The organism is Lysinibacillus sp. NPDC096418, from assembly GCF_044762775.1.
Lineage (GTDB): Bacteria > Bacillota > Bacilli > Bacillales_A > Planococcaceae > Lysinibacillus.
Window position 1 is genome coordinate 1 of the sequence record NZ_JBIWEY010000021.1, and the last position, 12,024, is coordinate 12,024.

10 protein-coding genes are annotated in these 12,024 nt (G+C 37.8%); 7 read left to right on the forward strand and 3 right to left on the reverse strand.

All coding sequences use genetic code 11. The features are described from left to right. Positions 1-245: 245 nt before the first annotated feature. Both ACIQZG_RS15180 and ACIQZG_RS15185 read right to left on the reverse strand, forming a co-directional pair. On the reverse strand, positions 246-662 hold the full coding sequence (locus ACIQZG_RS15180; RefSeq protein WP_402756330.1) for a CAP domain-containing protein: 417 nt from the start codon (positions 660-662) through the stop codon (positions 246-248). A 1,042-nt stretch (positions 663-1,704) separates the two neighbouring features. Then, a complete protein-coding gene (locus ACIQZG_RS15185) occupies positions 1,705-3,648 on the reverse strand; it encodes an ABC transporter ATP-binding protein (protein WP_402756331.1) in 1,944 nt (647 codons plus the stop codon). A 199-nt stretch (positions 3,649-3,847) separates the two neighbouring features. Between ACIQZG_RS15185 and ACIQZG_RS15190 the strand changes: the two genes are divergently transcribed. The 3 genes from ACIQZG_RS15190 (at position 3,848) to tatC (ending at position 5,677) form a co-directional block, all read left to right on the forward strand. Further along, the gene (locus ACIQZG_RS15190) at positions 3,848-4,483 is read left to right on the forward strand and encodes a redox-sensing transcriptional repressor Rex (protein WP_053584796.1); all 636 of its coding nucleotides are present in this window, start codon (positions 3,848-3,850) and stop codon (positions 4,481-4,483) included. A gap of 154 nt (positions 4,484-4,637) precedes the next feature. After that, entirely contained in the window at positions 4,638-4,832 is a 195-nt protein-coding gene (locus ACIQZG_RS15195) for a twin-arginine translocase TatA/TatE family subunit (protein ID WP_402756332.1), read from the forward strand. Between the two features lie 20 nt (positions 4,833-4,852). After that, a complete protein-coding gene (tatC, locus tag ACIQZG_RS15200; RefSeq protein ID WP_402756333.1) occupies positions 4,853-5,677 on the forward strand; it encodes a twin-arginine translocase subunit TatC in 825 nt (274 codons plus the stop codon). Positions 5,678-5,895: 218 nt separating this feature from the next. Here tatC and ACIQZG_RS15205 read toward each other — a convergent pair whose 3' ends face one another. After that, complete coding sequence (locus tag ACIQZG_RS15205; RefSeq protein ID WP_402756334.1) at positions 5,896-6,642, reverse strand: CPBP family intramembrane glutamic endopeptidase; 747 nt, start codon at positions 6,640-6,642, stop codon at positions 5,896-5,898. Positions 6,643-6,831: 189 nt separating this feature from the next. On the opposite strand from ACIQZG_RS15205, the gene groES reads away from it, so the two are divergent. The 4 genes from groES to ahpF all read left to right on the forward strand — a co-directional run bounded on the left by groES (position 6,832) and on the right by ahpF (position 11,777). Then, complete coding sequence (gene groES, locus ACIQZG_RS15210) at positions 6,832-7,116, forward strand: co-chaperone GroES (protein ID WP_402756335.1); 285 nt, start codon at positions 6,832-6,834, stop codon at positions 7,114-7,116. 55 nt (positions 7,117-7,171) lie between these two features. After that, positions 7,172-8,803 carry a chaperonin GroEL gene (groL, locus tag ACIQZG_RS15215; protein ID WP_402756336.1) on the forward strand — a complete coding sequence of 544 codons (1,632 nt, stop codon included), beginning with the start codon at positions 7,172-7,174 and terminating at the stop codon, positions 8,801-8,803. Between the two features lie 862 nt (positions 8,804-9,665). Continuing rightward, a complete protein-coding gene (gene ahpC / locus ACIQZG_RS15220) occupies positions 9,666-10,235 on the forward strand; it encodes an alkyl hydroperoxide reductase subunit C (protein WP_402756337.1) in 570 nt (189 codons plus the stop codon). A gap of 12 nt (positions 10,236-10,247) precedes the next feature. Further along, positions 10,248-11,777, forward strand: a complete 1,530-nt coding sequence (gene ahpF / locus ACIQZG_RS15225) for an alkyl hydroperoxide reductase subunit F (protein WP_402756391.1) — start codon at positions 10,248-10,250, stop codon at positions 11,775-11,777. The last annotated feature ends 247 nt before the right edge of the window (positions 11,778-12,024 follow it).

Here is a 12,024-nt window from a genome sequence, read left to right on the forward strand (position 1 = left end):
AAAATGACTCCGGCAGCATACCGAAGTCATTTAATCGCTGTTTAATGTAGCAAATGGTCTTTTATTAAACTGTCTACTTTATAGGGTTCAGTTCACAGTTTAGAGAAATTGGGCTTTTCATTACTTCATTAAAGCTCTTGATTATGGAAGGGCCTATTAAATAGGAACTCTTGTTTAAAAGTTAAGGTTTGTAGTCCATTCCCAAACCTTTCACCATAAATCAAGAAAGAAATCATACATAGTTATTATTGTGTTGCAAACATATGAACCCAGTAAGGTTTGCCGTTCGCATCGACCGCATAACCTGCACCGATATTCCTGAATTCCGTATGCTTAATATTAGCATAGTGACCTGGTGATTTAATCCATGCATCAACAGCCCCTTTAGCTGTTTGTGAGCCCCAGTGAAGGTTTTCACCCTGGAGTGACCAGAAATAGCCGAAGTGCGTCAACATATCTCCTGGACTGCCGTATGTCGGCGAATTATGTTCGAAATACCCATTATCAACCACATCTTGAGCTTTAATTTGCGCAATACGAGATAACTCAGGATCATGGACGTATACGTATACGTATAAGCCAAGTCTTGCGCGCTCTTCGGTAACGAGTTTAATCGATTCTTCTGCAAAGATTGGAGCAACGTGGCCTATTAACAAGTTCACTTCTTTAACAAATGCCTTTTGTAGGCTCTCTGATGAGATGTTGATAATACAATCTGCCTAACAAGTATTTTCATCACTATATGCAGAGTCAAATCAACATTATGGAAATGAAGAAGGAGCTAATCTCATAAATTACGAGTGAACATTTTTCTTCTGACTACAAAAAAAATTATGCATACTAATTCAATGTATGCAATTCATATTTTAGATTGTTTATTACATCATGAGGGAAATCTAACTGTAGAAGAACATTTACTGACACTGTCGGTTATACGGGGCAAATTACGAGTTACCTTTATTTACAATAGATGAAGCAAATAAGTATCCAAAACTAGAAGTTATTTGATGTGGGCAAATAAATACAGAGGTCATCGAAGAAAAATATGAGGATGTTTTGCGAGTAGCCCATGGGGGAAATCAAATTATTATTCAAGATAAGTAACTTAGCAATAGCCTTACTTAAGAGAGGGTGAATAAAACAGATAATCTTGATTCTTAAAATCTAGAGATTTGGAGAACACCATTTTAACTTAGTGAAAATGAGCTCATTAGAATCTCAAAAATCACTGAAATTTTATTAACGTTGCAAATCCTAAGGTAGGACGCAAAAAGGGAAGTACAATTTATTTTTGTAAAAAAGTAAAGTAAGGAGAAAGAGAATGAAAATTATGAAAATAGAAGTTCTACACAAAAAAATATAAAGTGACATATTTTTCAGAAAACTTATCCACAATTTACACAAGGAAAATCCTAAGATAAAACTACGAACATCCGTACTTATGCACAAACTGTGGATAAGTTGTGGGTAAGTTGTGATTATTCTATATATTGTGGTGAGTTTTACACAATAAATGGGGCATTAAAGATTTTAGAACTGTGGACAATGTGGAAAAGTCTGTTGATATGTTGGTATTACTAGATTCGTAGTGTGTATAAAATTGTGGGCATTTTTTGTCGAAAAATAGCACTTGACCAATATATACGAAAGAATAGTGGAAGTAAAGGAAAAACCATGTGACAATGCACATGGTTTTAAGGAGTTTTATACAATAATATTTTCAAGTTCTTCGTTGAGTTCAAGCCATTCCATTTCTAGTAGCTCATGCTTTTCTTTTACGGCGTCTAATTCACCCTGTAATTTCGAAATTTTTTCATGATCTGTAAAAATCTCTGGATCGCAAAGTGCTTCTTCTAGACGAGCAATTTCTACATCCGCGGCTTGCATATTACCTTCTAATTCTTCAATAGAGCGACGTATCTGACGTTCGCGTTTTTTTGCCTCTTTGTCGATTTTAGAGGTAGATGTCTTATCGGATGTTGTTGTCTGTGTTTGTGGTTGAGCTGCAGCTTTCATTTGTGCAATCTCTAAAAGCTCCTGTTTTTTTTCAAGATAATAATCATAATCCCCTAAGTACTCAAATGAACCTTCACCAGATAGTTCAATGACTTTTGTTGCAATACGATTAATGAAGTAACGGTCATGTGAAACGAATAATAACGTACCAGGATAATCGATAAGTGCATTTTCTAGCACTTCTTTGCTGTCTAAGTCTAGATGGTTGGTCGGCTCATCAAGAATGAGAAAGTTTGCCTTTTGCATCATTAACTTCGCAAGTGCAAGGCGTGCTTTCTCACCACCAGATAAAGAATTCACCGTTTTATCAACATCTTCACCACTAAATAGGAAGCGGCCAAGAGTGGTACGAATATCTTTTTCATTCATTAATGGCCATTCATCCCATAACTCTTTTAAAATACTCTTATTGCTAGAAAGCTTTGCTTGTTCCTGATCGTAGTAACCGATTTGTACATTTGTACCATAGCGGATATCCCCAGCAAGTGCAGGTAAGTCTTTCACTATTGTTTTAAGGAGTGTTGATTTGCCGACACCATTTGGACCAACGAGCGCGATACGATCTTCACGAAATGTACGAAGTGTAATGCCAGTAGAAATTTGCTTGTCACCATAACCAACAGCTAGTCCATCGATAGATAGTACATCGTTGCCACTTTGACGATCAATTGAAAAACCAAAACTTGCTGACTTCTCATCACCATCAGGAGAGTCCATCCATTCTGTACGCTCGAGCATTTTACGACGGCTTTGCGCCATCTTTGTTGTTGAAGCACGTGCTATATTTTTTTGAATGAATTCCTCCAGTTTTACTTTTTCATCTTGCTGGCGTTCGAACATTTTTATATCACGTTCATAGTTTTTCGCTTTTTCATCTAAATAGGCACTATAGTTGCCAGTGTATTTTGTAACACGATGGCGAGATACCTCATAGACAATCGATACGACTTGATCTAAGAAGTAGCGGTCATGCGAAACAATTAAAATCGCGCCTTCATAGCTCTTTAAATAAGTTTCTAACCAAGATAAAGTTTCAATATCTAAGTGGTTAGTCGGCTCATCGAGTATGAGTAAATCTGGCTTACTTAATAGAAGCTTCGCTAACGCAAGGCGCGTTCGTTGCCCACCGGAAAGGGAGCTGATCGCTTTTTCATAGTCATTAGGGAAGAACTGCATTCCATGAAGGACCGAGCGTGTATCTGATTCATATTGATAACCACCGGCCTCTTTAAAATCATGCTGTAGTTGATCATATTCAGACATTACTTTCGCATACAGGTCTCCATCTTCGTAAACAGCTGGATCAGCCATTCGTTGTTCTAATGATCGTAGTAATTTTTCCTGCGCACGAAGAGGTTCGAAAATTGTCATCATTTCGTCCCAAATCGTTAATGTCGAATTTAGCCCAGCATGCTGTTCTAAATAACCAATTCGTACACCCTTTGGAATGATAATATCGCCAGAATCATATGACATTTGACCGGCGATAATTTTTAGTAAAGTGGACTTACCAGCACCGTTGCGTCCAACTAATGCCACGCGATCACGGTGTTGAACTTCTAATTTCACGCCACTTAAAATTTCATCTGCAATGAAGGATTTATATAGTTGATTGACTTGTAATACAATCATTCGTGACACCTCAATTCTTTATTAGTGTACTGGATGATAGATTTGCTTGCAATGTCAGTGCTTTACTTATTCCAAGCTGTCATGTAAGATTGAAACGATTTACCTTTAGCTAGCGGCGTATGTCACCAATTTTGTTATTCAGAGAAGTGACTGAAAAAACGCCAAGGCGAATTTGATGTTTTTTTGAGGAGGAGCAAGTTTGAAACAAGAAGTAAAAATTCCACAAGCCACAACAAAAAGACTTCCTCTTTACTATCGATTTATTCAAAACTTCGCACAAGAAGGCAAGGAACGTATTTCGTCGAAAGAATTGAGTGAAGCGATGAAAATTGATTCTGCAACAATTCGAAGAGATTTTTCTTACTTTGGTGCGCTTGGCAAAAAAGGTTACGGTTATGATGTCCAGCACTTACTGACATTTTTCAGTCAGACACTTGATCAGCATGAAACGACAAAAGTTGCATTAATCGGTGTCGGGAACTTAGGAAATGCTTTACTAAAATACAATTTTCAAAAAAACCACAATACACATATCGTTGTTGCATTTGATTCTAAAGCACCTAAAGAAGGTAAGATGATCAGCAATATTCCTGTGTATCATCCAGATTTACTAGAGGAAAAATATGCAGAATACGGCGCAGAGCTTGCTATTTTAACGGTGTCATCTCGTTCAGCACAAAAGACAGCAGATCGACTTGCGGCGATGAAGGCTAAGGGTATATTGAATTTTACGCCAGAGCGTATTACGGTCCCAGATTCGATGCAGCTATTAACAATTGATTTGTCGGTAGAATTGCAAGCGTTAATTTATTTGATTCGTAATCAAGAAAATTGAGTAAATTACATAGCGTGTTGGAAGTTTTGTCAAATAACCATGCTATATTTTTTGAAATTAACTGACAACTAGACGAAAAACATTCACATATAATTAGTTAGCCAAATGATAGAAATTAAGTTAAAATGATGGATATAAAGAGGAGGTGGCTGTAATGGGTATTGGTCCTATGAGCCTAATCATCATCGGAATTGTGGCGATTTTAATTTTTGGACCTAAGAAGTTACCAGAGCTAGGTAAAGCTATGGGTTCTACACTTCGCGAGTTTAAAAATGCTACTAAAGGTTTAGCTGACGATGATGATGATGATAAAAAGAAAGTCATCGATGTAAAAAACGATGATAAGTAATTGAAGGATGTCTCTATAACATGAATTCAAACAACCAAACTGTCATTGAACATATAGAAGAATTAAGGAAACGACTTTACTTCGTAGTCGTTTTCTTTGTTATTGCGATTGTAGGTGGGTTTTTCTTGGCAGAACCACTTATACACTTCTTACAAAGAAGCGATAGTGCACAAAGCTTAGAATTAAACGCATTCAAAGTCACAGATTCTATAAAAATCTATTTCCAAATGATTTTTTATATTGCTTTGTTACTGACGTCGCCTATTATTTTGTATCAGCTGTGGGCATTTGTAACGCCAGGGTTGTATGAAAAGGAACGTAAAGTGACGTTAAGCTATATCCCGTTTGCGTTTATATTATTTGTAACTGGGATTGTTTTTTCTTATGCAGTGCTATTTCCATACATAATAAACTTTATGATGGATTTAAATGTACGTCTTGCAATTGAGCCGACAATTGGCATTGATTATTATTTTTCTTTTTTATTCCAAATAACGTTACCTTTCGGATTTATATTCCAGTTACCGATTATTCTATTATTCTTTGCACGTTTAGGTATATTAAATCCTCAGATAATGGTGAAGTATAGAAAATATGCTTACTTTGGTCTTTTCGTGTTAGCAGCGATGATTACACCACCAGATTTAATGAGTCATTTAATCGTAACAGTGCCAATGTTCGTACTCTATGAATTTAGTGTTTGGATTGCGAAAATAGGCTACCGTAAATATCTAAAATCAGAAGAGATGCGTTTAAAAGAGGAACAAGTGGCGGAACAAGAACGTTTGGTGGAAGAAGCGCTTGAACAACAGCGCAAACAAATTGAAGAATTAAATAGTAAATAATCATGAAAACTCGTTGCATCTAATGTGCAACGATTTTTTTTATATTTTGTGGGGGTAAACTGTTGTTGGCTGAGTGAATGATCCGAAGAGAGAAGAAGTGACCTGTTTTTACGAGGGATAATCCACTGAGGCATAAAAAAACGGTATTGATATAGAACTATGTAAATTTCTATTAAAGCCACCCCGATAACGATACCCGGAGCGGCTTTAATGAAAAGTTATTGCATTTTTTGAGCTTCTTCTAGAAACTTTTGCAATGGTTCTGCATAGAATTGTACGAATGTCACAAAACCATTTAGCATAATGTGCGCGATGATGGACGCCCAGATTCGCTTCGTCTGATGATATAAAAAAGCGAAAATTAAACCACAAATTGTATATAGTAATATGTGTGTGAAATCAAAGTGAATTAACGCAAAGAAAATTGCACTCACAATGGCTGCAACCCAGAAATTTGTTGTCTGTACGAGTGAGCCGAAAATGACACGACGGAAAACAAACTCTTCTAGGATAGGACCAAATACAACGATGGCTAGAATGGCAATAGGTGCACCTTTAGCAATTGAAACGATATCGGCGGTATTTTGTGAACCACCTTCAATACCAAATACTGTCATTTCAATAGCTGCTCCAATCATTTGCCCAAAGAACACAAGGAAGAAGCCGACGACGCCCCATACGATCGTAACTGGTATAGAAGCTTTTTCACCAGGATAGACATCCCAGAATGCTTTGTCACGTGACGTTAAAACCAAACTTAGAATTAGCGCAATTGCAAAGCTAACAGCTATATACCACCCTGGTGTAATAAATACTGCCTGTTCGTGAGGAAGACCGGTCGTACTCATGACCACGCTGTGAAACGGCTTCAATAGATACTTGCCAGATAGCTGCATTACGATGTAAATAAGTAGAACGTATAGTGCTGTTTTTTTATACTTAATTGATTGATGAGAAATATTCACCTGCAAAATCCTTTCCTTACATAAGCTTATTTTCTATTGTAGAGGAATATGGAAAGAAAACAAATTTTTTTGAGGTTCTCACTTGCAAAAGAAGAAGTGATTTATTATCATAATAAGAGTATTAGCACTCGGTATGCTAGAGTGCTAATAAATTTAAAGAAATATTTAATTAATAGGAGGTTGTTTCACTTGTTAAGACCACTAGGAGATCGTATCGTAATCGAACTAATCGAGGTAGAAGAAAAATCTGCATTCGGTATTGTACTACCGGACTCTGCGAAAGAGAAGCCACAAGAAGGTAAAGTAGTAGCAGTTGGAACAGGTCGTATATTAGAAAACGGACAACGTGTAGAACTTGACGTAAAAGTTGACGACCGCATTATTTTCTCTAAATATTCAGGCACAGAAGTTAAATACGAAGGCAATGAATACTTAATTTTACGTGAAAGCGACGTTCTTGCGATTATTCAATAATATTTATATATTAATCAGGCTTAACGAATATTCCATTTCAGGAGGGTAATTCAATATGGCAAAAGATATTAAATTCTCAGAAGACGCTCGTGCATTAATGCTTCAAGGTGTCGATAAATTAGCAAATACAGTGAAAGTGACATTAGGGCCAAAAGGTCGTAACGTCGTTCTAGAAAAAAAATTCGGTTCTCCACTTATCACAAACGATGGTGTGACAATCGCAAAAGAAATCGAACTTGAAGATCCATATGAAAACATGGGTGCAAAATTAGTAGCAGAGGTTGCTTCTAAAACAAATGAAATCGCTGGTGACGGTACAACTACTGCAACAGTTCTTGCACAAGCAATTATCCGTGAAGGTCTTAAAAATGTAACAGCTGGCGCAAATCCTGTAGGAATCCGTAAAGGAATCGACAAAGCGGTTGCAGCTGCTCTTACAGAACTTAATGCCATTTCACGTCCTGTAAGCAACAAAGAGGAAATTGCACAAGTAGCGGCAATTTCAGCAGCTGATGAAGAAGTTGGTCAATTAATCGCTGAAGCTATGGAACGTGTTGGTAACGACGGTGTTATCACAATCGAAGAATCTAAAGGATTCACAACTGAGCTTGACGTAGTAGAAGGTATGCAATTCGACCGTGGCTACGCATCTCACTACATGGTAACAGATACAGATAAAATGGAAGCGGTACTTGAAAACCCGTACATTTTAATTACAGATAAAAAAATCACGAATATCCAGGAAGTACTTCCTTTACTTGAACAAGTTGTACAACAAGGTCGTCCACTATTAATAATCGCTGAAGATGTTGAAGGTGAAGCACTTGCTACGCTTGTAGTAAACAAACTCCGTGGTACTTTCAATGCTGTAGCAGTAAAAGCTCCTGGCTTCGGTGATCGCCGTAAAGCAATGCTTGAGGATATCGCAATTCTAACTGGTGGACAAGTAATTACAGAAGAATTAGGCTTAGATCTAAAATCTGCTGACATTACTTCACTAGGTCGTGCAGCGAAAGTGGTTGTTACAAAGGACAACACAACAATCGTTGAGGGTGTTGGCGGTGCTGATGCAATCGAAGGCCGTGTGGGTCAAATCCGTGCGCAACTTGCTGAAACAACATCTGAATTCGATAAAGAAAAATTACAAGAACGTCTTGCAAAACTTGCTGGCGGTGTAGCAGTCATCAAAGTTGGTGCTGCAACTGAAACAGAATTAAAAGAACGTAAACTACGTATTGAAGATGCTTTAAACTCAACACGTGCTGCAGTTGAAGAAGGTATCGTATCAGGTGGTGGTACTGCACTTCTAAACGTATACGGTGCAGTTTCTGCAGTTGCAGAAAAAGAAGAAGGCGATGTAGCAACAGGTCTAAAAATCGTTCTTCGTGCACTTGAAGAACCAGTTCGCCAAATCGCTAACAACGCAGGTCTTGAAGGTTCAATCATTGTAGACCGCCTAAAACGCGAAGAAATCGGCGTAGGCTTCAACGCAGCAACAGGCGAATGGGTAAACATGATTGAAGCAGGTGTAGTAGATCCAGCGAAAGTAACTCGCTCTGCTCTACAAAACGCAGCTTCTGTAGCAGCACTATTCTTAACAACTGAAGCGGTTGTAGCAGACATTCCAGAACCAGCAAGCGCAGGTATGGGTATGCCTGATATGGGTGGAATGGGCGGCATGATGTAGGCCAACAGGAAGTCGCAACATCCGAGTTCCGCTATTTCTGAACCCTTGATATGACTGGGTTTTATGTAAGATGAAAGTGAAATGCTAACATAAAGGGTTTTTAACGGAGGCTTCTCATAAGTTCACTGAACTTTTGGGAGGCTTCTTTTTTCATTTCTTTTCTTTTGTTATGTTGAGATAGATATTTTGGATGTTATAATCACCTGAATGGTTAAGTCTATCGAGAGTGTGAATGGATACTAACAAATAGTGCATCAATATTAATAATCGTCTTTAAAAGTGTGTGTATTTTCATATGCCGGATACGACGGGGAACACTGATAGGCGTGTATTTACTGCGATATCACGGCAGGTGGTCGGCTAGATTGTTAAATTCATGCATAATAAACTTGAAAAAACACAATCTAACATGATTCCATGAAGAAGTATCGTGTATGATGGTGCTTTTCATTTATCAAATTGCCCATTTGTAATAAGGGGTTAGGAAATCATTCGAATTTGCGCTAGCTGGCTTCGAGATTTATAACTAGCTTTATGTTAATTTCAGAATATTTCGTAAATGAAAATCTGGGTTTTTAATTGAGAATTTAAAGCTGTGACAAAAATAGTTACTTACTTTTAAAGGTATAAAAGTAGAATGTGAATATATAAAGAAGCACTATAATAGTTATTGTTATTAAGCAAGAAAGCTAGGTATTATGATAAATACGAGTGATAATATTGACAAAAAATAAAACTTATATAATAATCAATATGGAATTAGAATTATTATAGTTAGTAATTATAATTATTACTGAGGTTTAGGTTTTAAAAATATGACTTAAACTAACCATGTAAACAACACATCTAGGAGGAATTTTTTATGTCATTAATCGGAAAAGAAATTTTACCATTCAAAGCATCAGCTTACAATAGCGGTTCAGGAGAGTTCATCAACGTTTCTGAAGCGAACTTAAAAGGTCAGTGGAGCATCGTTTGCTTCTATCCAGCAGACTTCACATTCGTTTGCCCGACTGAGCTTGGCGATTTACAAGACCAATATGCAGCATTAAAACAACTAGGCGTTGAAGTATACTCAGTTTCAACAGATACTCATTTCACACATAAAGCATGGCACGATCATTCAGAAGCAATTAGCAAGCTTGAATACATTATGGTTGGAGACCCTTCTCAAACAATTTCACGCAATTTTGATGTATTGGATGAAGAGGCTGGTCTTGCACAACGTGGCACATTCATTATCGACCCAGATGGTGTTGTACAAGTAGCTGAAATTAACGCTGATGGTATCGGTCGCGATGCAAGCGTTCTTGTTGATAAAATTAAAGCAGCACAATATGTTCGCAACAACCCAGGAGAGGTTTGCCCTGCAAAATGGAAAGAAGGGGAAGCAACACTTAAACCAAGCCTTGATCTTGTTGGGAAAATATAAGGAGTAGATTTAATAATGCTTGATGCAAATATTAAAGCGCAATTAGCTCAATATCTTGAAATGATGGAGGGCGATGTGTTACTAAAAGTTAGTGTGGGAGAAGATAAAGTTTCGCATGAAATGATGGAACTGGTGAACGAATTAGCCACGATGTCTTCTCGCATTACAGTAGAAAAAGTGAATTTAGAAAGAACACCAAGCTTTAGTGTCAATCGAGTTGGTGAAGATACTGGTATCACTTTCGCTGGTATTCCACTGGGACACGAATTCACTTCACTTGTTCTTGCTATATTGCAAGTGAGCGGCAGAGCTCCTAAAGTGGACGAGAAAGTAATTGAGCAAGTGAAAAAAATTGAGGGCAAGTACCACTTTGAATCGTATATAAGTTTAAGCTGTCAAAACTGTCCAGAAGTTGTACAAGCATTAAACGTAATGAGTGTGCTTAACTCAGGTATTACGCATACAATGATTGACGGCGCTGCTTTTAAAGATGAGGTAGAACGTAAAAACATTTTGGCTGTGCCGACAGTATACATGAATGGAGAACCATTCTCTAGCGGCCGTAAGACACTTGAAGAAATTCTAGCTGAACTGGGAAGCGGTCCAGATGCATCGGAATTCGCAGAAAAAGAGCCGTTTGATGTACTAGTTGTCGGCGGCGGACCAGCGGGTGCAAGTGCGGCAATATATGCGGCACGTAAAGGTATTCGTACAGGTATTGTTGCTGAGCGTTTCGGTGGCCAGATTTTAGATACAACTTCGATCGAAAACTTTATTAGTGTAAAACGTACTGAAGGTCCTAAACTTGCTGCGAGTCTTGAGGAACACGTAAAAGAGTATGACGTCGATGTTATGAACATCCAACGTGCAAAACGTTTGGAAAAGAAAGACCTCATCGAAATTGAATTGGAGAACGGTGCTGTGTTAAAAAGCAAGTCTGTTATCCTTTCAACAGGGGCACGCTGGCGTAATATTGGCGTACCCGGTGAGGCTGAATTCAGAAACAAAGGGGTTGCTTACTGCCCACATTGTGACGGCCCATTATTTGCAGGTAAAGATGTTGCTGTCATTGGCGGTGGTAATTCCGGAGTTGAGGCGGCAATCGATCTTGCAGGAATTGTTAATCATGTAACCGTTCTTGAATATGGAGATCAGTTGAGAGCCGATTCCGTTCTACAAGAGCGTCTGTATAGCTTGCCGAATGTTACTGTACTGAAAAATGCCCAAACAAAGGAAATAACTGGTACAGATAGTGTAAATGGAATCACTTACATTGAGCGTGAAACAGGTGATGAAAAGCACGTTCAACTAGCTGGCGTATTTATTCAAATCGGTCTTGTACCGAATACGGATTGGCTAGGTGAAGCAGTTGAACGCAATAAAGCTGGTGAGATAGTTGTCGATAAACGTGGCGCAACGAATGTACCTGGCGTATTTGCTGCGGGGGACTGCACGGATAGTGCGTTTAAACAAATCATTATTTCAATGGGATCAGGTGCAAGTGCCGCTTTAGGTGCATTCGATTATTTAATTCGAAAGTAAGCTAAGGTTTGCTTGATAATGATTTACTACTTCTCTATTCTTTTCTAAAACTTGTGGTCACATTCCTGATCATTATTTTAGTATTGAGATAGTGTAAAAACTATTCGTTAATATCGTAATTCAATTCAAATATTACATGTGATCAATTTTTAATTTTAAAAGCAATCCAATCTGTTCTATACAGGTAGGATTGCTTTTTTTGTAAAAGGAGAAAAGTATCTCAGTTTATTGTTTTACAATATTGAAA

Excerpts from the sequence above, each read along its gene's own strand:
- ACIQZG_RS15185 (WP_402756331.1), bottom strand. The coding sequence starts at position 3,648 with ATGATTGTATTACAAGTCAATCAACTATATAAATCCTTCATTGCAGAT.
- ACIQZG_RS15195 (WP_402756332.1), top strand. The coding sequence starts at position 4,638 with ATGGGTATTGGTCCTATGAGCCTAATCATCATCGGAATTGTGGCGATT.
- tatC (WP_402756333.1), top strand. The coding sequence starts at position 4,853 with ATGAATTCAAACAACCAAACTGTCATTGAACATATAGAAGAATTAAGG.
- groL (WP_402756336.1), top strand. The coding sequence starts at position 7,172 with ATGGCAAAAGATATTAAATTCTCAGAAGACGCTCGTGCATTAATGCTT.
- ahpC (WP_402756337.1), top strand. The coding sequence starts at position 9,666 with ATGTCATTAATCGGAAAAGAAATTTTACCATTCAAAGCATCAGCTTAC.